At 61.5% G+C, this 23,903-nt stretch carries 21 protein-coding genes, 1 tRNA gene and 1 other RNA gene; 15 read left to right on the top strand and 8 right to left on the bottom strand.

The window, feature by feature from the left end; genetic code table 11:
- Positions 1 to 4: 4 nt before the first annotated feature.
- Positions 5 to 1,294 (top strand): MFS transporter, encoded by a 1,290-nt coding sequence (locus V3587_RS25035; RefSeq protein ID WP_003943831.1) that lies wholly within the window; start codon positions 5 to 7, stop codon positions 1,292 to 1,294.
- Between the two features lie 22 nt (positions 1,295 to 1,316).
- Here V3587_RS25035 and V3587_RS25030 read toward each other — a convergent pair whose 3' ends face one another.
- Together V3587_RS25030 and V3587_RS25025 are read right to left on the bottom strand one after the other, a co-directional pair.
- The gene (locus tag V3587_RS25030) at positions 1,317 to 2,096 is read right to left on the bottom strand and encodes a helix-turn-helix domain-containing protein (protein ID WP_003943809.1); all 780 of its coding nucleotides are present in this window, start codon (positions 2,094 to 2,096) and stop codon (positions 1,317 to 1,319) included.
- A 39-nt stretch (positions 2,097 to 2,135) separates the two neighbouring features.
- Positions 2,136 to 2,807, bottom strand: coding sequence for a response regulator transcription factor (locus V3587_RS25025; RefSeq protein ID WP_007731581.1), 672 nt, complete (start codon positions 2,805 to 2,807; stop codon positions 2,136 to 2,138).
- 134 nt (positions 2,808 to 2,941) lie between these two features.
- Between V3587_RS25025 and V3587_RS25020 the strand changes: the two genes are divergently transcribed.
- Positions 2,942 to 3,250 (top strand): DUF6191 domain-containing protein, encoded by a 309-nt coding sequence (locus V3587_RS25020; RefSeq protein WP_283377315.1) that lies wholly within the window; start codon positions 2,942 to 2,944, stop codon positions 3,248 to 3,250.
- 22 nt (positions 3,251 to 3,272) lie between these two features.
- Here V3587_RS25020 and V3587_RS25015 read toward each other — a convergent pair whose 3' ends face one another.
- From V3587_RS25015 to V3587_RS25005, 3 genes are all read right to left on the bottom strand, one after another.
- On the bottom strand, positions 3,273 to 4,091 hold the full coding sequence (locus V3587_RS25015) for a pentapeptide repeat-containing protein (protein ID WP_064112115.1): 819 nt from the start codon (positions 4,089 to 4,091) through the stop codon (positions 3,273 to 3,275).
- A 354-nt stretch (positions 4,092 to 4,445) separates the two neighbouring features.
- The gene (locus V3587_RS25010; RefSeq protein ID WP_249343164.1) at positions 4,446 to 5,537 is read right to left on the bottom strand and encodes a Fic family protein; all 1,092 of its coding nucleotides are present in this window, start codon (positions 5,535 to 5,537) and stop codon (positions 4,446 to 4,448) included.
- Between the two features lie 531 nt (positions 5,538 to 6,068).
- Positions 6,069 to 6,156: transfer RNA gene (locus V3587_RS25005), tRNA-Ser, on the bottom strand.
- A 136-nt stretch (positions 6,157 to 6,292) separates the two neighbouring features.
- Between V3587_RS25005 and ffs the strand changes: the two genes are divergently transcribed.
- The 4 genes from ffs (at position 6,293) to V3587_RS24985 (ending at position 9,780) form a co-directional block, all read left to right on the top strand.
- Positions 6,293 to 6,392, top strand: an RNA gene (gene ffs, locus V3587_RS25000) — signal recognition particle sRNA small type.
- A gap of 41 nt (positions 6,393 to 6,433) precedes the next feature.
- Positions 6,434 to 7,726: an aminotransferase class I/II-fold pyridoxal phosphate-dependent enzyme gene (locus V3587_RS24995; RefSeq protein ID WP_030535733.1), complete on the top strand. Its 1,293-nt coding sequence runs from the start codon at positions 6,434 to 6,436 to the stop codon at positions 7,724 to 7,726.
- 98 nt (positions 7,727 to 7,824) lie between these two features.
- Positions 7,825 to 9,180, top strand: coding sequence for a glycosyltransferase 87 family protein (locus V3587_RS24990; protein WP_030535732.1), 1,356 nt, complete (start codon positions 7,825 to 7,827; stop codon positions 9,178 to 9,180).
- 18 nt (positions 9,181 to 9,198) lie between these two features.
- Positions 9,199 to 9,780 (top strand): HhH-GPD-type base excision DNA repair protein, encoded by a 582-nt coding sequence (locus tag V3587_RS24985; RefSeq protein WP_003943868.1) that lies wholly within the window; start codon positions 9,199 to 9,201, stop codon positions 9,778 to 9,780.
- A gap of 7 nt (positions 9,781 to 9,787) precedes the next feature.
- Here the strand turns inward: V3587_RS24985 and V3587_RS24980 are convergent, their stop codons facing one another.
- A complete protein-coding gene (locus tag V3587_RS24980) occupies positions 9,788 to 10,696 on the bottom strand; it encodes a LysR family transcriptional regulator (protein ID WP_003943906.1) in 909 nt (302 codons plus the stop codon).
- Between the two features lie 101 nt (positions 10,697 to 10,797).
- Here V3587_RS24980 and V3587_RS24975 point away from each other — a divergent pair, with 101 nt between their 5' ends.
- Positions 10,798 to 11,844: a YeiH family protein gene (locus tag V3587_RS24975; protein WP_283377314.1), complete on the top strand. Its 1,047-nt coding sequence runs from the start codon at positions 10,798 to 10,800 to the stop codon at positions 11,842 to 11,844.
- Here the strand turns inward: V3587_RS24975 and V3587_RS24970 are convergent.
- Positions 11,837 to 12,841, bottom strand: coding sequence for an AraC family transcriptional regulator (locus tag V3587_RS24970; RefSeq protein ID WP_007731570.1), 1,005 nt, complete (start codon positions 12,839 to 12,841; stop codon positions 11,837 to 11,839). The two genes, V3587_RS24975 and V3587_RS24970, sit on opposite strands and share 8 nt — an antisense overlap.
- Before the next feature lie 200 nt (positions 12,842 to 13,041).
- Between V3587_RS24970 and V3587_RS24965 the strand changes: the two genes are divergently transcribed.
- The 7 genes from V3587_RS24965 (at position 13,042) to V3587_RS24935 (ending at position 20,095) form a co-directional block, all read left to right on the top strand.
- A complete protein-coding gene (locus tag V3587_RS24965; protein WP_003943928.1) occupies positions 13,042 to 14,016 on the top strand; it encodes a quinone oxidoreductase family protein in 975 nt (324 codons plus the stop codon).
- Between the two features lie 30 nt (positions 14,017 to 14,046).
- Positions 14,047 to 14,946 carry a TauD/TfdA dioxygenase family protein gene (locus tag V3587_RS24960; RefSeq protein ID WP_007731564.1) on the top strand — a complete coding sequence of 300 codons (900 nt, stop codon included), beginning with the start codon at positions 14,047 to 14,049 and terminating at the stop codon, positions 14,944 to 14,946.
- A 52-nt stretch (positions 14,947 to 14,998) separates the two neighbouring features.
- A complete protein-coding gene (locus V3587_RS24955; RefSeq protein ID WP_042926507.1) occupies positions 14,999 to 16,051 on the top strand; it encodes a 3-keto-5-aminohexanoate cleavage protein in 1,053 nt (350 codons plus the stop codon).
- Positions 16,052 to 16,148: 97 nt separating this feature from the next.
- Positions 16,149 to 17,510 (top strand): MFS transporter, encoded by a 1,362-nt coding sequence (locus V3587_RS24950; protein ID WP_007731563.1) that lies wholly within the window; start codon positions 16,149 to 16,151, stop codon positions 17,508 to 17,510.
- The gene (locus tag V3587_RS24945) at positions 17,510 to 18,133 is read left to right on the top strand and encodes an RBBP9/YdeN family alpha/beta hydrolase (protein WP_042926504.1); all 624 of its coding nucleotides are present in this window, start codon (positions 17,510 to 17,512) and stop codon (positions 18,131 to 18,133) included. The genes V3587_RS24950 and V3587_RS24945 overlap by 1 nt, the downstream gene beginning before the upstream one ends.
- Positions 18,126 to 19,715 carry a long-chain-fatty-acid--CoA ligase gene (locus V3587_RS24940; protein ID WP_208689935.1) on the top strand — a complete coding sequence of 530 codons (1,590 nt, stop codon included), beginning with the start codon at positions 18,126 to 18,128 and terminating at the stop codon, positions 19,713 to 19,715. The genes V3587_RS24945 and V3587_RS24940 overlap by 8 nt, the downstream gene beginning before the upstream one ends.
- 8 nt (positions 19,716 to 19,723) lie before the next feature.
- Positions 19,724 to 20,095: a carboxymuconolactone decarboxylase family protein gene (locus V3587_RS24935; protein WP_283377313.1), complete on the top strand. Its 372-nt coding sequence runs from the start codon at positions 19,724 to 19,726 to the stop codon at positions 20,093 to 20,095.
- Between the two features lie 6 nt (positions 20,096 to 20,101).
- Here the strand turns inward: V3587_RS24935 and V3587_RS24930 are convergent, their stop codons facing one another.
- Positions 20,102 to 21,415 carry an ammonium transporter gene (locus V3587_RS24930; RefSeq protein WP_003943791.1) on the bottom strand — a complete coding sequence of 438 codons (1,314 nt, stop codon included), beginning with the start codon at positions 21,413 to 21,415 and terminating at the stop codon, positions 20,102 to 20,104.
- Positions 21,416 to 21,577: 162 nt separating this feature from the next.
- Between V3587_RS24930 and V3587_RS24925 the strand changes: the two genes are divergently transcribed.
- Positions 21,578 to 23,791, top strand: a complete 2,214-nt coding sequence (locus V3587_RS24925; RefSeq protein ID WP_007731559.1) for a DNA polymerase III subunit gamma and tau — start codon at positions 21,578 to 21,580, stop codon at positions 23,789 to 23,791.
- Positions 23,792 to 23,903 lie beyond the last annotated feature (112 nt).

Raw genomic sequence — 23,903 nt, 5'->3', positions numbered from 1 at the left:
AACCATGTCCACGGCAACTACGCCAACCTCCGGAACAGTCACCCCGGAACGCCTGGCCGCTGCTCGCAAGGCGGTGATCAGCAGTTCGCTCGGCGCTGCGCTCGAATGGTTCGACGTCATCGTCTACGCATCATTCGCAGTGGTCATCGCCCATAACTTCTTTCCCGGCGGCGACAACACGCTCGGTTTGATACTGACGTTCGCGACGTTCGCGATCTCGTACGTCATCCGGCCGCTTGGCGGGATGGTTCTCGGAAGCTATGCCGACCGTCGCGGGCGCAAGAACGCCTTGACGTTGACGATGATGCTGATGATGATCGGCACGCTCATCATGGCCGTGGCGCCGACGACCTCGATGATCGGACCGTGGGCCGGCGTCGTCATCCTTGTCTCACGTCTCATTCAAGGATTCTCCGCCGGCGGTGAATTCGGTACTGCTACAACCTTCCTCGTGGAGACTGCGCCACACAAGAAGGCGTTCTACTCTTCCTGGCAAGTTGCCAGCCAGGGTGCCTCGGTTTTCCTGGCATCGCTGTTCGGATACGTGCTCAACACCCACCTTTCGCATGAAGCGCTCTACTCGTGGGGCTGGCGCGTTCCGTTCTTCTTCGGCATTATCGTCGGGCCGGTCGGACTCTACATCCGTGCCAAGCTTGACGAAACGGACGATTTCAAGACGAGCGTTCCGGAAAAGGCTCCGCTGAAGACGACGCTGACCAGGCATCTCGGCCGGGTACTGACCGGTGCCGCCGTAGTGGGCGTCGCGACTATCTCGATCTACCTCATCTTGTACATGCCGACGTTTGCCGTGAAGAACCTCGGAGTTTCCGCCTCGGCCGGCTATCTCGGCGGCATCGTCGCCGGACTGGTCACCTTGATCACCGTGCCGTTGATCGGGCATCTTGCAGACCGGGTCGGACCGGCGAGAGTTATGACCTGGGCCGCCGTTGCGGCAATCGTCTTGGCCTGGCCGCTCTTCAAATTGATGGTCGATCACCCGTCGACTCTGACCCTCGTCCTGGTTGTTTCGGTCCTGGGTGTCATCATGGCGTTTGCCTTCGGTCCCTTGCCCGCCCTGATGAGTTCGCTGTTCCCGGCAGAGATCCGGGCTACCGGAATGTCATTGTCGTACAACCTCGGAGTGACTTTGCTCGGCGGAATCGCGCCGTTGGTCTTGACCTGGTTGATCAGTACAACAGGCTCGCTCGACGCCCCGAGTTACTACTACATGACCGTCGCAGTTCTTTCCCTCGGTGGGCTGTGGTCGGCAAGGACGCTTTTCAGCCAGAAGTGACGGCGGGGGAGCGCGGTCGGGATTACGCGACCGCGTCTCCCTCCGCCAGCGCGACAACGGTATCCGACCCGTGCCAGTCGGGGGCTTGGGTGCGGAGTAGAGCCGCCGGGGTCAGCGACGAGATTCGGCGGCATTCACGGGTCAAGTGGGCCTGATCGCTGAATCCGCAGTGCGCTGCGGATTCAGCGAGTCCCAGCGCGGGTCGACTGCGAGCGAGCGCCATGAAGCGCTGGAGGCGCAGGATCGAGCGCAGCGTTGCCGGGCCGTATCCGAAGGCGTCGTTGCATCGACGTTGGAGTTGGCGCGAAGTCAGTGCCGCCGCGTCGGCGAGAGAGCTGACATTCCACGAATGTTCGGACAGTGCGGTGCGAACGTGGTTGATCACCGGATCGTGACGGAAACTCGAACTTACCCAACTCCGAACAGCGCTTTCGAGGATGGAGACCTGTTCGTGGTCTTCGGAATTTTCCAAGCGGTTCAACAGTATTCGTTCCGTGCGTGCGTCGGTTACATCGCTGAGATCGGCGCGAGAATCCCGAAGCTCGGACGCCGAGGTTCGCAACATCGGCGATGCCGATCCAGGGCGGAATCGAACCCCCACGGAGCGTGTTCCGGGCGGAAGAGTGAATGACCATGCAGCGGTTTCGGGGCCACAGACGCGTATGCCGACGCCGCGTATCCACAGCACGTCCATGCAAGCATCGGGCACGAGGAGGTGTTCTCCTTCTGCGCACGCCGTCCAGCCACACACCAGGATGTCGGAGAGATCCGGGGCGACCGATTGTGGTGTGTACCAACCCATGACAAGAGCTTATCGAGCGGCACCGACACGAAGGCGACTTCAGTCGACCGGGCCGAAGCGGTATCCGAATCCCCTGATGGTTTTGATGTACTTCGGTTTCGCGGGATCGGATTCGAGTTTGGACCGCAGGCTGAGAATGGTTGCATCGACTACACGCGTCCTTTCGTGGTCGGAACCCCACACGTTTCGGATCAGGTGATCACGTGAGTACACGCGCCCAGGCTCGGTCGACAGCTCCAGGAGCACCCGCCATTCTGTCCGGCTGAGGACCAGCAGCTTTCCGCCCATCGTCGCCGTCATCGCACGTCGATCGAGGAGCAGGTCACCGTGACGTTGGTGTTTGCCGGGGGCGGGATGTGCGGTTTCACGAAGGATTGCGGTGACCCGAAGATCGAGCGCGTGAGAATCGATCGGGTTCAGCACAAAGTCCGAGACAGCGCGATGTGGTGCTTCGTCGATGTCCTCGTAGGTATCCACCAGCATCATGATCGGCATCGAACTGCGCAAGCGGATCTGCCGTGCGATCTCGTAGCCGTCGATGTCCGGCAACAGGAGATCGATCACGGCGATATCGAAACTGTCGGTGTCCAGGTCATCGAGTAGGCGGCGCCCGGTGCGGACGAGCTGTATCTGGTGCCCGAAATGTATTAATTCGGTACCGAGTGTCTGGGCAAGCTCCGAACGGTCGGTAGCTGCAAGTATCAAGCTCATGTGAAATCCTCCCCCCGAAGGTGTTACTAGTCGTAACAGCTTGCATTCTGGCAGATCATCGACCGCGGGACCAGACATAGGGCGGCCGATCGGAAGTCGAGGGAACCGGGGGCGTTCGTCGCTAGACTTCTTTCATGGGCACTCTGTTCGCGTTGACGCTGCCAGGCTTGCTCGTGCTGCTGGTCCCGTTCGCTTTCGCCGAGACTCTCTGGAACCGGCTCACCGGCGGCCGGGCACTGCCGTGGACTCGGGGACGTACGACTCGTCCGGTCTCGGCCGCGGGCTTCGAAGAGGTTGCTGCCCTGTTTCAGGGGTCCAAGCATCATGAATTCGAACAGCGTCAGAGCGCATTGATGCATCGTGAGGACGGAACGGACGGTGACCCGCCGTGGGTGTCTGTCGATCCGGAAGCTAACAAGGTCGTTCTCCGTCGACGGAGTTGACAGTCGCGAACAGTCGTCTGGCTCAGGCCCAGTGGCCGGGGCGGGTCAGTGAATCGGGCAGCGTGGTAGCCGAATCGCCGATCGCCGCGTTGATCTGGAACTGAGTGAGAAAGATACTGCCGCGGAGTTTTGCGCCGCGAATGTCGGTGCCGCGTAAGTCTGCACCGATCAGATCGGCTCGATCGAGTTCGCAGTCGCGGAGGTCTGCACCGATCAGGTAACTCCCGCGAAAGTTGGCCCCACGTAGATCGGAACCACGAAATTTGGCGCCGATGAGGTCTGCGCCGCGATGGTCGAGTTTTCGGCCCTTCTTGCCTGAGATCGGTGAGCGCACAAGGTTACTCGTCTGCAAGAGCAGTGTGTTGACTGCCGCTCGGTGTGCTGAGACGTCGACGGCTTGAATCTGCGAAGGCGTGCCGTTGGTCAGGCTTTCCGTCTCCGCGAGTGCAGCGTCGAGTTCCTTTCGTATCGAGTGGGTTTGCTTCAGCGAGCGGGCTTCGGCGAGATACCAGAGCAGTTCGTGCAACTGGCGTACGACAGGGAAGGTTTCGAACATGTCCGACGCGGTCTCCGGGGCATCACGCCAGCTGACGCCGTCGTAGGTCTGCTGTGAAACCTTCTGTCCCGCACCGAAACAGTCGTAGACGGTGCAACCGGTGAAGCCCTTCTTTCGCAATCCGGTGTGAATGCCGCAACGGAAATCCTGCTGCAGGTTCTTGCAGGGGTCGCCGGCATTCTTGTTGGTCGCGAAGTCGGAGGACTTGGAAAAGGGGAGTGCGACGCAGCACAGACCGAAGCAACTGCTGCAATCTGCGAGCAGATTGGTCTGGCCGGCAATCACGCGTACTCCCGATGGTTGGGTTGGACGGAAAGTCTGTCCTCGGGTTTGTGAGTCTGTCAAACGAAATTGCGTGGTTCGGCAGCAAGAAGTCCAGCGGCTCCGAGGTCGTATCCCGCGCAATTGCGGGGTACCAATCCGGCAGACGTGATTCTGGACCACGCTCGTGAAGTAGGTCGAAAATCGGGTGGACGGCCCAGCTCGCTGCAACCAATCGTCGTGCGGTACCCGGCGGCAGAACCAGTGCGCCGACGAAGACCACAAATGTTGCGGCCACTGCACTCCATTCGCGAGTGGGAATGGAAACGTCGATCGTGCGCCCAATCGCCACCTAGCCCATCTGCGACCTGGCGAAAATCACTCCCCATCCAGATCGAGGAGCGATACCCCCCGTGCCGTGAGCCGGAAGCGCAGCGGTCTCTTCGTAACCGTCTCAATGATCCCGGCATCGTCCAGGCGCTGAAGTCGCGGGCGGGCGAACTGGCTGGATCGACCCACCACCTCGACCAGGGTGTTCAACTTGATGGCGCGGTTCGCCTCGAAGCAGTGGGCCTGACCCAGGGTGAACAGGACTGCGCCGATGTGGTTGCTATCAACCGGCGGCGTCGACTCGCGATCGAGTCCCAAGTTCAGCGGAAATTCCTCATCCTCCACCAGAACGCGGATACGCGCCTCGAGTGTGTCGATCTTATGCCGCCTCTCGGAGAGGTCGAGCAGCAGTCGATGTTGCGCCTCGGCGATGATCTCCAGCATATCGATCAGGTAGGGCGTCAGATCTCCGCGGTTCAATGGATTCTCCGCGTCAGAGAATGCTTTGTAGTAACGATCCTTGTTGTCGGCGACGGTCGCCGACAATGCCAGGCTCGCATACGGAGCCAACACCTGTCGAAGGTCCAGCGCGAGAAGGTAGCGTCCGGTTCGGCCGTTGCCGTCGTAGAACGGGTGCGTGTACTCGAAGATGAAGTGCGCGACCACTGCCCTGATCAGTCGTGGAATCGAGTCGTCGCCCCCCTGGCTCAGCATGAGGGTCAGCGCGTCGTCGATCGCTGACTCGGGTACCACACCGGTGTGCACGACCTTGATTCCTGACGTGATCGATACTGGCCCTTGCCGGAACCGCTTCCCATCGGGGGCGTCCTCGTCGCGAATCTCGCCCCGAGTTACCGCGTCGTAGACGTCTCGGATGTCGTCGAGCGTCTGCGGACTCTCGGCCTGGTCGTTGCCGATATTGAGATAGAGCCGCACCATCTCGGCGAACCGCTTGTTCGCGAGGGGTTGCTCCGCCCACACCATCTCGATTGCCTCGCTGATCTCCTTCCGGGTTGAGCGGACCTGTTCGATCTCGTTCGTTGCCTGGATCTCGTCGATCACCATGCGATGCAGGTAGTGGGTGCGCGCGAGGGCCGGCAGCCCGTTCCACTCAGCCCGGATCTTCGGCTCGAAGCTCATGATCCGTTCGATCAGCGCTGCGACTTCGGGTGTCATCAGTGCGAACGTCGAGTGTTCGCCGATCAGTAGGTCCCAGTGGACGGCGGCGGGAGAATCGCGTCGCGCTCGCTCCTCAGCATCGGCACCAGCACGATCTCGTTGGTGAAAGATCGATTTCAACGTCCTGTACGCCATCTGGTCTCTCCCTGTATCCACGCTATATTGCCGCCTTGCTTTCCATGCCTATCTTATCCAGAATGGGATCTGGATAAATAAGACTTGCGGCGCGGGTGTCATTTCATGACCAACGCGGGCTGCAGGAGCAGATGTGGCCATAGCTTCCCGAATCGGGTTCGGGCCATCGGCGGCCACTCGAAATCACGCAGCAGCATTCCGATTCGGCGCGCTGCGGGATCGAAACCACCACGAGTCGGCAGACCGTCTGAGCTCGCAGAACATCGAGCTGAACCGAGACCCTGTTGCATTACTCGTTGCATGAGGACAGAAAAGAACCCCTGTGAACCGCTTCTCAGCAGTTCACAGGGGTTCCTTTGGCGGAGGATAGGGGATTTGAACCCCTGAGGGCGTTAACCCAACCCGCGTTCCAGGCGAGCGCCATAGGCCACTAGGCGAATCCTCCGTGGAGCAGCATACCCAATTGCGGGCGCGAAGCGTTAAACGGGTACCTGACCTGCGAAGAACCGGTGGAACTCGAGGTTTGCATCTCGGCCCCGGTAGGTGGTGTGCAGCGGCCGGAGAAAGCCGTCTACACTGTTCATTGGATCCCGCGCGGCGCGCATCCTGTGAACTCCCCCAGGGCCGGAAGGCAGCAAGGGTCAACGGGCTCTGCCGGGTGCGCGGGGTCCTCTATTTTTTCACATACCCGACCCCGCCTCGTCGGTGAAAGGCCGCTCCGGATGCCTATCCAAACCCAGATCGGGTTGATGAGCCATGAAGAACTCACCTCCGAGCATGAGAGCCAGAGCGCGAAGTACACGCAGCTCCAGGCGCAGAAGCTCGCACTCGATCTGACCCGCGGTAAGCCTTCCCCGGAACAACTCGACCTTTCCGCAGAGCTGCTGACGCTGCCCGGCGACGGTGATTTCCGTGACGGAAGCGGCACCGACTGCCGTAACTACGGCGGACTCACCGGTCTGCCGGAACTGCGCGCCATCTTCGGTGAGCTGCTGGGTATCCCCGTTGCGAACCTTCTCGCCGGCAACAACGCGAGCCTCGAGATCATGCACGACAACGTCGTGTTCTCACTGCTTCATGGCACACCGGATTCGGCCCGGCCGTGGGCACGCGAAGAGAAGATCAAGTTTCTCTGCCCCGCGCCGGGCTACGACCGCCACTTCGCGATCACCGAGTCCCTCGGCATCGAGATGATCGCGGTGCCGATGAACCACGACGGCCCGGATGTCGTCAAGATCGCCGAACTTGTTGCGTCAGATCCGCAGATCAAGGGCATGTGGGCGGTTCCGGTTTACGCGAACCCCACGGGTGCCGTGTACTCCGAAGAAATTGTCCGTACGCTCGCGTCGATGCCGACGGCCGCGCCCGACTTCCGCCTGTACTGGGACAACGCGTACGCCGTACATCCGCTTGTCGGCGAGACTGCGCCTTCCTACGACATTCTCTCGATGGCAGCGGAGGCCGGACACCCCAACCGTCCGCTCGTGTTCGCGTCGACGTCCAAGATCACTTTCGCCGGCGCTGGTGTGAGCTTCTTCGGTAGCTCGGCGGAAAACCTTGCCTGGTACCAGAAGTTCCTGGGCAAGAAGAGCATCGGACCGGACAAGGTCAATCAGCTTCGCCACCTGCGTTTCTTCGGCAATGCCGACGGCGTTCGTGCGCACATGGAGAAGCATCGCGCGTTCCTCGCGCCCAAGTTCGAGCTCGTACTGCGGATCCTCGAGGATCGTCTCGGTGCATCGAAGGTCGCGTCTTGGACCGAGCCGAAGGGCGGATACTTCATCAGCCTCGACGTGGTCGACGGCACGGCCAAGCGGGTCATCGAACTGGCGAAGAACGCGGGTATCGCGCTCACCGCTGCCGGATCGGCTTTCCCGTACAGCACGGATCCGGACGACCGGAACATCCGGTTGGCCCCGAGCTTCCCGTCCACGGCTGAACTCGAAGTTGCCATGGACGGCGTGGCTACGTGTGTTCTGCTCGCAGCTACCGAATCGCGTCTCTCCGAGATCTGAGTTCTCGAAGCGGCGTGCCCGGTCGGTACTTTTCGGTCTTGTCTTGTACCGTTCGGAGCATCAATTCCCGACATAGGGTGTAAATCCCGGAGGTTGTAGTGACGGGCGCGATCAACGCTTCGGATGGGCCTTCTTTCGAGGCGCACACCGCGAACTCGGAGTCGGTCGTCGAAGCTGACATACCGCGACGCACCCTCCGTGTCGGTGTTCTCGGATTCTCTGTACTCGGTGTTCTGGCAGTCGCGTCCGTGCTGATGGTTCTTTTCGCCGTGCCGATGAATACGCGGTACTGGGGCATCTTCGAAAATTTCCTCGATCTCGACGTCTACCGCCACGGCGGCAGCGTTGTGGTTCAGGGCCTTCCGTTGTACGACGGGCCAGTCCTGGAAGGGATGATGTTCACGTACACCCCGTTTGCGGCTTTGCTGTTCACGGTGTGGGCGGTGCTCTCGTTCAAACAGGCGATTGTCGTGTGGACGGGTTTGAACATCGCTGCGCTGTTCGCAGTGATCGTGTTGTGCTGGAAGTATCTCGGTTATCGGCTCGACGTGAAGGCGTACGCCGTCAGTGCGTTGGCCACCACGATCTTTCTGTTCATGGAACCGATACGTACGACGCTCTGGCTCGGGCAGATCAACATCTTCCTGCTGCTCTTGATCGTGTGGGACCTCGGTCGGGACGAGAAGAGTCGGCTCCGAGGAATCGGGGCAGGCATCGCCGCCGGCGTGAAGCTCACTCCGGCCTTCTTCTGGGCGTACCTTTTCATCACTCGTCAATGGCGTGCGTTGGTGACGGCCGTCGTGACGTTCGCTGCGACCGTTGCGATCGGCTTCGTCGTGATCTACAACGATGCGTACAAGTACTGGACCGGCACTCTTGTCGACAGCGAACGCGTCGGACCGACGGACGCTCCGAGCAACCAGTCCGTGTCCGGTCTGATCGCTCAGCTCACTCACACTCCGACGCCGTCGCGGGTCCTGGTCCTAGTCTTCAGTGCGCTAGCGGTATGCCTCGGACTCGGTGCCGCGTGGATTGCTCACCGCCACGGCCAGAAATTGCTCGGCCTCACCATGACGGGGTTGACTGCGACCACTGTCTCGCCGTTCTCGTGGGGCCATCACTGGGTGTGGTTCGTCCCGCTGGTCGTCCTCGCCGCGCACTACGCGATGGTGTCGAAGAAGCGCTGGGCGTGGGTGGCGCCGTTCGTTTTCCTGCTCCCGGTCTTGAACTGGTCTCACACCTGGTGGGACCCGTCGGTCATTCCGGGTACGGATCGCTTCATCGGAATGGGCCTGTTCATGTTCGTGCCGCCCGAGTATCTGCGGATTCCGACCGTCGGCGTCTACCTCTGGGTCTTCACGCTTGCCGCGGTCTCGACGTTGGTTCTGTTCGGCTGGAAGAAGTGGAAGATTCCGGCCCCGGATGCGTCGGCGCCGGTCACAACTGCCGTCTGACGTGGCAGTATCGGACTCATGGCACTTCAACTGAACCTTGTCGGTGACCCCGAAGCTGATGCCCTCCTGGCCGAGGACCCGTTGGCGTTGTTGATCGGAATGCTTCTCGATCAACAGGTTCCGATGGAAACGGCCTTCCTCGGTCCGAAGAAGCTGGCGGATCGGCTCAGCGGTATCGACGTCAGGCGTATCGCCGACATGGACACCGACGAGTTCATCGCCGTCTGCGCCGAGCCTCCGGCTGTGCACCGATTCCCCAAGTCGATGGGCGAGCGTATCCAGCTCATGTGCCAGTTCATCGTCGAGAACTACGACGGCGACACCGCGGCGATCTGGACTTCGGGAAATCCCGACGGCAAGGAAGTACTGAAGCGGCTCAAAGCCCTACCCGGTTACGGGGATCAGAAAGCCCGGATCTTCCTGGCGTTGCTCGGAAAACAGATCGGCGTCGAGCCGAAAGGTTGGCGCCAAGCGGCCGGCGACTACGGGCTCGAAGGTTCGAGGCGCTCGATTGCAGACGTGGTCGACGAACAGTCTTTGCTCGAGGTCCGCGAGTTCAAGAAGGCCGCAAAGGCAGCAGCGAAGGCCGACAAGAAGTAAGCCGCTTTCAGGACTTCCGGGACCCGCTGGCACGCACTACTTTCATCAGGTCGCCTGCGGGGCCCTCGAGCTGACGCGGCGGGCGCCACACTGCACGCAGGGATCGGTCGAGTTCCAAGCCTTCGACGGCTACCACCCGAAGTTCTCCCTGCTTCACCTGGTCCTCGACGGCCAGCGTGCTCAGTACCGCCGGGCCGACGCCACCAAGCACGCTGGTTCGAATCGCGGCCGAACTACCCAGTTCCAACAACGGTGCACCGCGCTCGTATTCGTGTAACGCCAGGTCGAGAGTCGTTCTGGTTCCCGATCCGGGCTCGCGCACCAGCAGCGGCGTCGCTGCCAGTTCGGCGACGGTCAGCGGCTTTCGTCGACGCGCCCATGGATGATCCGGATGAACGACCACGACCAGCGAGTCACGCGCGACGGTGACGCTGGACAGGCTCTTCGGAACGGTCGGTGACTCGACGAATCCGAGGTCGCACATTCCCACCTCGACAGCCTCGAGGACGCGGGTCGAGTTGTAGACCTGAAGGTGGACGGTGACACCAGGATGTAGTGACCGAAAGATACCGAGCCAGGCCGGAATCAGATGTTCGGCGACGGTCATGCTGGCACACACGGTCAATTCCGCGGATCGTTCGGTCCGCATCCCTTCGGCGACGTCGAGAAGCTGCCTCGAGTTGGCGAGGACGCGGCGCGCCCAGTGGACGATGACGGTCCCCTGCGGAGTCAAAGTCGCCCCCGTCGACCTTCGGTGTATGAGTGGCATCCCGAGCTGCCGCTCGAGGGCTTTGACGGCGCGGCTGGCATTCGGCTGCGCAATGTTTGCTGAACGGCTTGCCGCACTGAGACTTCCGTGATCATCGATGCCGATGAGTAGCTCGAGAGTGGTGAGGTCGGGCCACCGTCTGGTCATGCAAACAGGCTATACCGAACTTCACGTTCATATCGATTTGATATGCCGTAATGGTAGAAATCGCCCTACCGGAGCGATGGTGGCTCAAGGACGCTGGATGAGTGAACCGTGATGTGAAGTCCGTGGCCGAGAAACCCGCAGTCGCCCCTTCGTCAGAAGTACGACGGTGGTCCAGTGTGGCTGCATTGGTGCCCGGAGTTGCGTTGTGCGCCTTGGGGGCCACGGTCGCGCTGATAGCCGGTCAGTTCACCTCCGCCGTGAGTCCGTTGCTGATTGCGATCGTGGCGGGTGCGGTGTTGGCGAATGCCGTCTCTTTGCCGGCGAAATTCCAACCTGGCCTGGCATTCTCGGCGAAACGGCTACTTCGGGTGGGTATCGCTCTGCTCGGGCTGCAATTGATGTTCTCCGACATCGTCGGTTTGGGCTGGGGAGTGATCGCCGTTGTGGTTGCGATTGTGTTCCTCGGTATCGCCGGGACCATGTATGCCGGAAAACTTCTCGGATTGAGTTGGTCGCAGAGAATTCTGATTGCCTGCGGCTTCTCGATCTGTGGTGCTGCCGCCGTGGCTGCTGCGGACGGTGTGGTGAATGCGCGAGAGGAAGAGTTGCTCACCGCTGTTGCGTTGGTGGTGATCTTCGGAACTCTGATGATTCCGACAATCTCACTGTTGGCCAACGCTTTCGGTATGAACGAGGTCGGTGCAGGCATGTGGGCCGGTGGGTCGATCCACGAAGTGGCGCAAGTGGTGGCTGCCGGCAGCGCTCTCGGCGCCACCGCGTTGGGTGTCGCGACCGTGGTGAAACTTGCGCGCGTGTTGATGTTGGCGCCGGTCATGGCATTTCTGAGCATCCGGCAACGCAGGATGGTCGACAGCACCGCCACCAAGCGTCCTCCGTTGGTTCCGTTTTTCGTCGTGGCGTTCATCGGCTGTACGGGCTTGCGCTCCACGGGCATCTTGCCGGATGAGCTTCTGGGACTGGCGAAGACGGTGCAGACGGCGCTGTTGGCGGCCGCGATGTTCGCACTCGGGCTGGGGGTGCGGTTGAGCGTCATTCGTGGAGTTGGCGCCCGGCCATTCGTGCTGGCCGCGATTTCCACTGTGTGGGTGGCAACGATCGCCTACGTCGGAGTCGTGCTGGTCAGCTGATCGAGCGCTGAGTCCGCCACGCGCTCGGGCTCATCGAGAACTGAGTGCGAAACCAGCGCGAGAAACTACCCTGCGTCGAAAACCCGAGGTGCACAGCCACTTCGGTCAACGAATAGCGAGGGTTGGAGACAAATCGTTCCGCGAGGGAGCTTCGAACCGAATTGAGAACGGCCGTGAACGTATCTCCGGATTCGGCGAGATGACGGTGCAGTGTCCGCCGGTCGAATCCGAGACTGCGTGCCACCTGCTCGACAGAGCAGCGGCCGGTCGGAAGCAGAACTTCGATCAATTCCTTGGTGCGGCTGAGGGTATCGGAGGTTTCCGAGGCGGGAAGCGAGTCGAGGAACTGGCGAGCGTACGGCCGGAGTAACTCGTCGGAAAGTTGGTTAGCCGCATCCAGGTCGGCGGCGAAGAAAACGATACCGGTGAACTCGTGATCGAATTCCACCGTCTCGCCGAGGATTCGCCGATGCGTGCTCGTGTCTTTCGGGGCATTGTGCGTGAATCCCACGCTGACCGGTTGCCATCGAGAACCTAGGAAACTCCGCAGGATCTGCAGTGTCGCGCCGACTGCGAGTTCGACGCTCTGTCTGGTGTCGACCGGTTCGCCGACCTCGAGCGAGATTCGCAGGGTGGCGAGTCCGTTGACCTCGTTCAATCGAATGCGTAATGACTCGTTGTACGTGTGCTCGTATCGCATCAACACGTCGAGTGCGCTCCTGACGTCTGGTTCTTCCCTGATGACCAAGCTGAGGGGACCGAGATTGGACAGTCGACGCAGGCCGGCGAGTAGAAGCCCGAAGTCTTCGTGTCCGGACTCCGCTGCCGATCGCTCCAGGAGCGATGCGATGGAGGCGGCCGGTACCCATTGGTCGGGGTTCGCCAGGCTTGCCGGGCTCAGGCCGACACTTCTCATGAGGGCCACAGCGTCCACGTCCACTGTTCGGCACAGGTCGACGTATCGGTTCAGTGACGCGTAGCGGGCGAGTGGCTTCATGGGGCCCCCTTTACTCGATGTCCCGAAATGTTGTGTTGTGTGTCTCGTCAAGTTAAGCATGTGAGCCGGATCTCACATAGTTTTGTTCACATCAGTTCGGCACGACCAGGAAGCCGAGCACCGACTTCTGGAAGTTGTTGCGTACGAATACAGCTCGACCGTAATCGAGTCGAGCCCGCCCACAGAATTGGAGAGCATTGATGGCAAACGCCATTCGGTTCCACGAGATCGGCACACCGTCCGTCATGCGTTGGGAAGAGATCGAGGTAGGACGACCGGGCGCCGGAGAGGTTCGGGTTCGTCATGAAGCGGTGGGGTTGAACTTCGCCGACACCTACTTTCGAAGTGGCCTCTATCCTGCGCAATTGCCTGCCGGGATGGGCGTCGAGGGCGCCGGTGTGGTCGAAGAGATCGGCGAGGGAGTAGTCGATTTTGCAGTGGGGGACCGTGTGACCTACACCGGCAGTCCGCTGGGTGCGTACGCCACCGAGCGGATCATGGCGTCGTCCGACCTGATCGCGCTACCCGACGGCATCGCCTTCGACACCGCGGCCGCCATGACCATGCGAGGACTGACTGCCGCCTACCTTCTGCGTCGCATCTACCCGTTGAAAGCGGGAGACACCGTGTTGCTACATGCTGCGGCGGGCGGGGTTGGACTGATCTTCACCCAGTGGGCAAAACTGTTGGGAATCAAAGTGATCGGAACGGTGTCGAGCGACGAGAAGGCGAGCGTTGCCCGAGCTCACGGGTGCGATGAAGTCGTCATCTACACCCGCGAGGACGTCGTCGCGCGTGTCAAGGAGATCACCGGGGGCGTCGGCGTGCCGGTTGTCTACGACAGTATCGGGCAATCCACGTTCGACATCTCTCTCGATTGCCTTGCCAGGCGGGGGCTGCTGGTGTGCTTCGGAACGGCGTCCGGACCGACTCCGCCGATTCAGGCAATGCAGTTGGCAGTCAAGGGATCACTCTTCCTCACACGTCCGGCTCTCGCCGATTACATCGCGGATCCCGAAGAACGTGCCGAACTGGCGGGCGAACTGTTCTCACACGTCGAGTCCGGGCGAATCAAGATCGAGATCAACCAGCGATACCCCCTCGAAGATGCGGTGCGTGCGCACCACGACATGGAGTCCGGTCGCAGTATCGGTTCCTCCGTCTTCTCCGTCTGAACCGAAACAGCACTTCCCAGAGGAATTGTCATGACCAACACCGCAACGCTCACAGAAAACCTTCCCTCGTCGAGGAATACGATCCGCGTCGAGAAATTGACCTGTTCGATCGGGGCAGAGTTGTCCGGGGTGGATCTCGGCGAGGTCGCGCGAGATGATGCACTCTTCGCCGAAATCAAGGCATTGTTGCTCGAACACAAGGTTCTGTTCTTTCGCGACCAGACCTTCTCCAAAGCCGAGCACGTAGAACTTGCCCAGCGATTCGGTGAACTCGAGGATCATCCGGCTCTGGGCAGCGACCCCGACCACCCGGGCTTGGTCCGCATCTACAAGGATCTGGACAGCCCGCCGGAGCATTTCGAGAATGCATATCACTGCGACGCCACCTGGCGCGTTAACCCGCCCATGGGATGTGTATTGCGTTGTGTGGAAACACCTCCTGTCGGCGGCGACACGATTTGGGTGAACATGGCACTCGCCTACGAGAATCTGCCGGCGCGGGTCAAGGAGCAGATCAAGGATCTGCGTGCCAGGCACAGTATCGAGTCGACCTTCGGCGCTCGGATGCCGATCGAACAGCGGCACCAGCTGAAGGAGCGCTTTCCCGACGCCGAACATCCCGTGGTACGAACACATCCGGAGACCGGCGAGAAGATTCTCTTCGTCAATTCGTTCGCCACACACCTCGTGAACTATCACACGCCCGAGAACGTCCGCTATGGAATCGATTACGCCCCCGGCGCCGGGAATCTGCTCACTTACCTGGCGAGCCAGGCTCAGATTCCCGAGTACCAGGTTCGGTGGCGCTGGACCGAAAACAGCGTCGCGATCTGGGACAACCGTTCGACACAGCATTACGCGGTGCAGGACTACTGGCCCGCGGTTCGAAAGATGGAGCGCGCCGGAATCATCGGCGACGCACCGTTCTGATCTCTCTTCCCAGCCCCGAAGATAAATTCATTCACTCGATCGGAGTCACGCTATGCATTTCCACGACGATTCACTGTTCCCCGAAACCCAGGACAAGCTTGTCATCACCGTTGCTCCCTACGGACCGGAGTGGGAGCCGGACGATTTTGCAGAAGACCTCCCTCTGTCGATGGACGAGCACGTCCAGCAAGCCGTCGACTGTTTCAACGCCGGTGCCACAGTTCTCCACATCCACGTGCGTGAACTCGACGGCAAGGGCTCGAAGCGTCTGTCGAAGTTCAACGAGCTTCTCGGTCGCTTGCGTGAGGCCGTTCCCGAGATGATTCTGCAGGTCGGCGGGTCGATTTCGTTTGCCCCGGAGGGGGAAGGTGCCGATGCGAAGTGGTTGTCCGACGACGTGCGTCACATGCTGGCGGAATTGGAGCCGGCTCCCGATCAGGTGACGATCGCGATCAATACCAGCCAGATGAACATCATGGAACTGATGACCGACGACGACATCGCGGGTACGTCGATGCAGCGTCCGGAATTGGCCGATACGTATCGGGAAATGACTGTGCCCGCCGGTCCGGAGTGGGTGGCAGAGCACCTGCGCCGGTTGCAGGCCGCCGGAATCCAGCCGCATTTCCAGTTGTCCAGTATTCCGCAGCTCGAAACGGTGGAGCGGTTGATCCGACGCGGCATCTACACGGGTCCGGTCAACCTCACGTGGGTCGCAATCGGCGGCGGCTTCGACGGACCCAACCCGTACAACATGATGAACTTCGTCCAGCGTGTTCCCGACGGTGCGTGCCTGACGCTGGAAACGCTGATGCGTAGCGTCCTGCCGGTGAACACGATGGCCATCGCGATGGGCTTGCACGCTCGCTGCGGCAACGAGGACACCATCTGGGGCCGCAAGGGCGAGAAGATGACGTCGGTGCAGCAGATCGAGCAGTTGGTGCGCATTGCAGGCGAATTGGGCCGCGAGGTGGCTTCCGCGAAGGAAGCTCGGGACATCTACCGGATCGGTGAGACGTATGCCGACACCGACGAGACGTTGGCGAAGCTGGGTTACGCGCCCAACCGCCGGATCGGCCAGCTGGGATTCACGCAGCACGCCTGAGTTCGCACCCTCTCGTACAACAGTTCCGGGGGTACGAACCGCGACGGTTCGTACCCCCGAATCCCCCCGTCTACCTCGAGTACTTCCTAGGAGAGTCATGGGACTGCAAGCTCCCGCCACGCCACGTGTGGACACCGCGCTCGGAATCGGCGGACGACGAAAGTTATACCCGTGGATCGTTTTCGCCCTGGCTTTCGGTCTTCTGCTCTCGGACTACATGTCGAGGCAGGTGCTCAGTGCAGTCTTCCCGATCCTGAAAGCGGACTGGGATCTCTCCGATTCGCACCTCGCCTCCCTGAGCAGCGTGGTGGCATTGATGGTCGGGCTGTTGACGTTCCCGTTGTCGCTGCTCGCGGACCGCTGGGGCCGCGTCAAGAGCTTGATCTTGATGGCGGTGTTGTGGAGTGTCGCGACGTTGCTGTGCGCAATCGCTCAGACCTACGAACAGATGTTGGGCGCCCGGTTCCTGGTCGGTGTCGGTGAAGCGGCGTACGGCAGCGTGGGTATCGCCGTGGTCCTCAGTGTGTTTGCGCCCCGCGTGCACGCAGCTCTTGCAGGTGCCTTCATGGCCGGTGGATCGTTCGGTTCGGTCATCGGTGTGGCAATCGGTGGGTTCATCGCAGTCCAGTTCAGTTGGCGGTGGTCTTTTGCCGCCATGGCGATCTTCGGTCTGATTCTGGTCGCGCTCTTCCGTGCCCTCGTCACCGAGAAGAAGCTCACCGCTTACGCCGTCGAGGCCGCGCCGGATGCCGCCGGGGAAGCGGTGAGACACGACGGTTTTCGTGCGCCGGTGTCCTCGCTGTTCACCAATCCAGCCGTATTATTCGCCTACATCGGTGGTGGTCTCCAGATGTTCACCGCCGCTGTACTTCTGGCGTGGTTGCCGAGCTTCTTCAATCGTTACTACGATTTGGCCCCGGACAAGGCCGGCGTCACGGCTTCCGTGTTCGTCCTCCTGGTCGGAAGCGGGATGGTGGTCTGCGGTTTCATCACAGATAGATTCAGCCGCGACGATTCGGCGCGAAAATGGACCACCGCCATCGTCTACTGCGCCATCTCGTTGGTGACGCTGAGCATCGGGCTCCGGTTGGGCACGGGGACAGCACAACTCGTGTTGCTCGGTATCGGTGCATTCTTCTCCGCCGGTTCGTCGGGGCCGACGGCAGCGATGGTCGCGAACCTTACCCATCACTCGATTCGAGCGTCGGCCATGGGAACGCTCACCGTCGCCAACAACCTTCTCGGGCTGGCGCTCGGTCCCTTCGTTGTCGGCATCCTCGCCGATCACCTGGGTCTTCTCGGCGCTCTACAGCTTTCGCCCTTCGTCTATGTCGTCGCGGCCCTCGCGTTGGTAGCCGGCAAGCGTGCCTATCCCGCCGGGATGAGGCGGCTGGCGACGTTGCAGAATCGGCCCGAGATCCCCGGCGCCACTGAAGTAACAGACGTTCGGAGCTCATGATGAATGAATCAACTACGGTAGTAATGGTTCCCGGTCTGCGGGATCATGTCGAAGATCATTGGCAGACTCACCTCGCGCGCAGGCTCGACAACGTTCTGACGGTTCCTCCCCTCGAGACCGACAAGCTCAGTCGCGATGCGCGGGTTGCGGCATTGAACGAGGTGCTGACAAGTGTCTGCGGGCCGGTGGTCCTGGTCGGGCACAGCGCCGGAGTCATGACAGTTGCTCACTGGGCGAGGGCGCATCATCGAGAGGTTGCGGGCGCACTTCTGGTCACGCCGGCGGATCTCGAACTTCCGCTGCCCGAGTCTTATCCGTCTCTCGACGATCTCGACCGACACGGGTGGCTACCGATACCGCGTCAGCGTCTGCCGTTTCCGAGCACGGTCGCGGCGAGTCGGAACGATCCGCTCGCCGGGTATCGCCGAGTTGTGGGTTTGGCTGAAGGATGGGGGAGTCGGTTGCTGGATCTGGGTGAGGTCGGACATCTCAATCCGGCGTCCGGATACGGGTATTGGCCGCGGGCGGAATCGTTGGTGCGGGAACTGCTCGAGTCGGTGTCGCGCGCTGCCTCGTCTCATGCCACGGATTCCGATGCGCAGGAGGAACACAGTCATGCTTGATCTTGCTGCTCTGCTGGAAGACTCGGCCCGGCGGTACCCGGAACGGGATGCGCTGGTTCTCGGGGAAGCGAGGCTGACGTATGCGCAGTTCGACGCGTACGCGAATCGCATCGCCCATCTGCTCGTCTCGCGGGGTGTCGAGCCAGGTGACAAGGTGGCGTTGTCCTGCCCGAACGTTCTCGAGTTCCCGATCGTCTACTACGGCATTCTCAAGGCCGGTGGCGTCGTCGTTCCTCTGAACATCCTGCTCAAGGGGCGCGAAATTGCCTATCACCTGGCTGATTCGGAAGCGAAGCTGTACTTCTGTTTCGAGGGAAGTCCCGAATTACCGATCGCCGAGTACGCCATCGCCGGGTTCGAGCAGAGCGAGACCTGTTCGGCCCTGATCGTGATCAGCGCCGAACCGGGTGCACCGTCGTCGATCCTCGGAGTCGAGACTCTAGGCGAAGCACTGGCATCCGTGTCCGGCACGGAAACGCCTGCAGTCGCGGTTGTTCGTGAACCGACGGACACCGCGGTCATTCTCTACACCAGCGGCACTACCGGAAAGCCCAAGGGCGCCGAACTCACTCACTGCAACATGGTCTTGAATGCACTGTCGACCAACCGGTTGTTCGAGAGCGTTCCGTCCATGCATGAGCGTTATCTCCTGACTTTGCCGTTGTTCCACTCGTTCGGCCAGACAGTGACCATGAATGCGGGAATCTGCGTCGGTGCCACTTTGGTGTTGATGCCGCGCTTCGATGCGACCGCGGCACTCGAGATCATGGAACGCGAAAAGATCTCGGTCTTCGCGGGCGTCCCGACCATGTATTGGGGACTGCTCGGCGTGCTGGACGAGGTAGTGAAATCCGGGGTGGATATCGAGACCGTTGCACAGAACATGCGGTGCGCGATCTCGGGTGGCGCAGCGCTTCCCGTGGAAATATTGACACAGTTCCGGGAACGCTTCGGTGTTCAGATCCTCGAAGGGTACGGGTTGTCCGAGACCTCTCCGCTGGCCTTGTTCAGTGCCCCGGAGAGTGACCCCCGGCCCGGTTCGATCGGCGTGCCGATCTGGGGCGTCGAAGCGCGGCTTGTCGACGACTCTTGGCACACGATCGCCGGCCCCGATGAAGTGGGAGAGTTGGCCATTCGCGGGCACAACGTCATGAAGGGCTATTTCAACCGACCAGAGGCGACGGCGGAAGTCATGTGCGACGGATGGTTTCGCACCGGGGATTTGGCACGGGTCGATACCGACGGAAATTACTACATCGTCGATCGCGCGAAGGACATGATCGTGCGGGGCGGATTCAACGTCTACCCACGCGAAATCGAAGAGGTTCTGCTCACTCACCCAGCCGTCTCACTCGTCGCCGTCGTCGGGGTGCCGGACACGAGCCTCGGCGAAGAAGTTGTCGCGTTCGTGATCCGAGAGCCGAGTGAAGAGATCTCCGAATCGGATCTCGTGGAATGGACGCGGGAACAGATGGCCGCCTACAAATATCCGCGTCGCATCGAGTTCGTGCCGTCGCTGCCGATGACGGCAACCGGAAAGATTCTCAAACGTGAACTGAATCAAGCATTTTCGATGGTCTGAGGAGATCGATGACTGACGTTCGAGCAAGTGAAGCTTTTCCCGTGACCCAGGCCATGAAGGATTCGGGTGGCTGGAATCCGTTGTGGGACGGACTTTCGGAGCTGGATCCCGAGTGGACCGAGCTGTACATGAAGACAGCGATGCAGCCCTGGAACAGCGGGGTGCTGTCACCTCAGGCGATCCAGTTGCTGTGCATAGCCGTCGATGCGGCGAGCACACACATGTACGCGCCCGGCGTACGACGCCATATTCGCGCCGCGCTCGACATGGGAGTGACCTCGAAGGAGATTCTCGAGGTGCTGAAACTGACCACCGTCGTCGGGATTCATTCCTGCAATGTCGGCGTTCCGATCCTGATGGAGGAAATCGCGAACCGCTGAGGGCGGTCAGTCCCGCTCGCGGTTCTCCCGTTCCTCCCGCTGACGCTGGAGGAACGGGCTCGGGTTCTGTCCGCCGATCGGACCGTGGCCGAGGACTCCGTGCTCGTAGGCCGACTCCGCGTGCAGGGCAACGTCGATTCCGCGGGCCTCGTCTTCACGCGAAATGCGGAAGCCGAAGGTCTTGTCGATGAGCTTTCCGAGACCGTAGGTCACACCGAAGGCATAGAGCGCGACCACGACGACGCCGACGAACTGCTTGCCCAACTGCGCGAATCCACCGCCGAAGAACAAACCTTCCGGACCGCCCGTCATCACGGCCGTCGCGAGGAGTCCGATCAGCAACGAGCCGACGATTCCACCGACGAGGTGCACGCCGACGACGTCGAGGGAGTCGTCGTAGCCGAGCTTGTGCTTCCATCCCACGGCGTACGAGCAGACGATGCCGGCGATCAGACCGATGACGAGCGCACCGAACATGTTCACCGTTCCGCACGACGGGGTGATCGCGACCAGACCGGCGACGACGCCCGAAGCTGCGCCGAACGTCGTGGGGTGTCCGTCACGATTCTGCTCGACGAACAGCCAGCCGAGTAGTCCGGTGCAACCGGCGACGAGTGTGTTGAGGAAGATCTGCGAGGCCATACCGTCGGCCGCAAGGGCCGAGCCGGCGTTGAATCCGAACCAACCGAACCAGAGCAGGCCTACGCCGAGCAGGACGAACGGCAGATTGTGCGGACGCATCGACTCGGCCTTGAAACCCATCCGCTGGCCGAGGACCAGTGCCAATGCCAGACCCGACGCTCCGGACACGATTTCGACCACGAGGCCACCGGCGTAGTCGAGTGCGCCCATCTGGGCGAGCCATCCCTGCGGATTCCACACCCAGTGAGCGACGGGGACATAGACGAGCAAGGACCAGATGGGGACGAAGATCATCCAGGCGGAGAACTTCGCGCGGTCGGCGATCGCACCACTGATGAGTGCTGCAGTAAGGATTGCGAACGTCAATTGGAAGGTTGCGAACAACACTTCCGGGACATTCCCGTGCACGGTCGACGGGTCGATGCCCGCCATGCCGATGTGTTCGAGTCCGCCGATGATGCCACCGTGATCGTCGCCGAACACGAGGCTGTAGCCCACGAACAACCACGCGACCGTGACGAGTGCGATGGAGACGAAACTCATCATGATCATGTTGAGTACGCCCGTCGAGCGGACCATGCCGCCGTAGAACAGTGCGAGTCCTGGCGTCATCAGAAGTACGAGTGCAGTACTGACGAGCAACCAGGCAGTCGCTCCGGCATCGATGGTGGCGGGCACAGTTTTCTCCTCACGCACGCGGACCAGCCCGCGTGCACGGAACCCACGATGAGTGCGTGCGGTTTCCTCCGCACTGCGATTGTGTTGCGAACATGTTTCGGGAGAAGTCGGCGTTGCACCCGCACCGGACCACCTGTCGTGGGTCGCCGGTAGTCTTTGCGCGTGGCCCTGTACCGGAAGTATCGACCCGCGTCCTTCGCCGAGGTGGTGGGGCAGGAGCATGTCACCGCACCGCTCAGCACGGCCCTCGACACCGGACGCATCAACCATGCCTACCTGTTTTCCGGCCCGCGCGGCTGCGGAAAGACGTCGTCGGCGCGAATCCTGGCGCGTTCGCTGAACTGTGAGCAGGGACCGACGTCGACGCCGTGCAACGTGTGCGACTCGTGCGTTTCGCTGGGCCCGGGCGGCACAGGCAACCTGGATGTGACGGAACTCGACGCCGCAAGTCACGGTGGCGTCGACGACACCCGAGAACTCCGAGACAAGGCGTTCCACGCACCCGCCGCATCTCGCTACCGCGTCTTCATCATCGACGAGGCACACATGGTGACGGCAGCGGGTTTCAATGCGCTGCTCAAAATCGTCGAAGAGCCGCCGGAACACCTCATCTTCATCTTTGCGACGACGGAACCGGAAAAGGTTCTCCCGACCATCCGTTCGCGTACACACCATTACCCGTTCCGCCTGTTGGCGCCGTCGACCATGCGCGGACTCCTGGAAAAGATCTGCGCCCAGGAGGGCGTACCGGTCGAGCCTGCGGTGTATCCACTGGTCATCAAGGCCGGCGGCGGTTCCCCTCGTGACTCGTTGAGTGTCCTCGATCAGCTGCTCGCGGGCGCAGGAGAAGAAGGTGTCACGTATCCGCGCGCTCTCTCTCTTCTCGGAGTCACCGACGTCGCGCTCATCGACGAAGCAGTAGACGCCCTGTCTGCCAGTGACGGGGCCGCGTTGTTCGGCACTGTCGATCGCGTGATGGACGCCGGTCACGATCCACGCCGATTCGCGCTCGATCTTCTCGAGCGCCTGCGTGATCTCATCTTGATGCAGGCTGTTTCCGACGCCAGCGAACGAGGATTGGTCGACGCTCCGGAAGCGGAGCTGGTCACGATGCGTGAGCAGATTCAACGAGTCGGCCCGGCCACGCTCACCCGCTTCGCCGAAACTGTCCATGCCGGACTCAGCGAAATGCGTGGTGCGACGGCGCCGCGGCTGCTGCTCGAAGTGATGTGCGCGCGAATGCTGCTGCCGTCGGCCTCCGACACCGAGTCAGCTGTATTGCAGCGGCTGGAGCGCCTGGAACAAGGTATTCCGGCTGCCGGAGTCGCGGCTGCCCCTCGCGCGGCAGCAACGCCGGCACCGACCGTGCCGCCGCTCGAACCGGAGATTGCTTCCAAGTTCCAACGGCCCTCTCAACGCAAGGCCGAGCCTGAGGTGCGGCCGGAACCAGCCGCGCCAGCTCCAGCTGCGGCGCCGCCGGTTGTGGAGGCTCCTGTCGTCGAACCTCCGGTAGCGGCAGTTCCCGTCGTCGAGACTCCCACTGTCGAGATCGTGGAACCGCCGGTTGCCGAAGCTCCGGTGGTTGAAGCTCCGGTTGCCGAAGCTCCAATAGTTGAAGCTCCTGTGGTTGAACCACCGGTTACTGCTCCTGTCGAAGCGGAAGAGCTGATCGGGCTTGCCGAGCCGGAACCCGACTACGAGCCCGAGCCCGAGTTCGACGAGCCGGCGGTTGCCGAAGCTGCGCCGGTCTCGGCAGGCCCCACAGTCGAGACTCTCCGTGAATCGTGGAACACCTTGCGCAACAAGGTCGGTGAACGAAACAAGGTTCTTCCGGCCATGCTGTCCGCTGCGACGGTTCACGACGTGCGTGGACATGTCGTTGTCATCGCTCACGGCTCACCGGTCCTGGGTGCTCGTGTGACGCAACCGCACAACGCGGCGGTCATTTGCGAGGTCCTTGCCGAAATGTTCGGTGGCACTTGGCAAGTCGAGTATCAAGAAGGTGCGCCTACAGCGCCGACAGTATCGAGCGCAACCAAGGCGACGGAAGCTCCGAGCCGCCCTGCCGCTGCGCCCCGCTTCTCGCGCCCCAGCCAGGAGCGCGCAGCGCAGCAGCCCAAGGCCCCGCAGCCCCAGCGCGGAGATTCGGACGACATTCCGCCGCCCGAGGCCCCCGACTATCCGGAAGACCCTGGACCGGCCCCTGCTCCTGAGGTCGACTACGAGGCAACTCCTCCGCCTGCAACGCCGGAGGACGAGGACGAGATGTTTGCGGAGGCGGCTGAGCCCGCTGATCCGACTGCCAGACGTGATCCCGAGGATGTTGCAAAGGAACTCCTCAAGGACGTCCTCGGAGCTCGCCGCCTCGAAAGCTGAGTTGCCGAGTCGGTCCGTGTGCGTGAAACAGCTGTCGGAATCCAGCTGCACCACTGTGTGATCGAATTGTTATAAATGCCGTTCCCTTTGTGCGCGCGCGTGTCGAAAGCGC

Source organism: Rhodococcus sp. IEGM 1306, from assembly GCF_036541985.1.
Lineage (GTDB): Bacteria > Actinomycetota > Actinomycetes > Mycobacteriales > Mycobacteriaceae > Rhodococcus_F > Rhodococcus_F qingshengii.
This window is presented reverse-complemented; position numbering and strand designations above follow the sequence as displayed.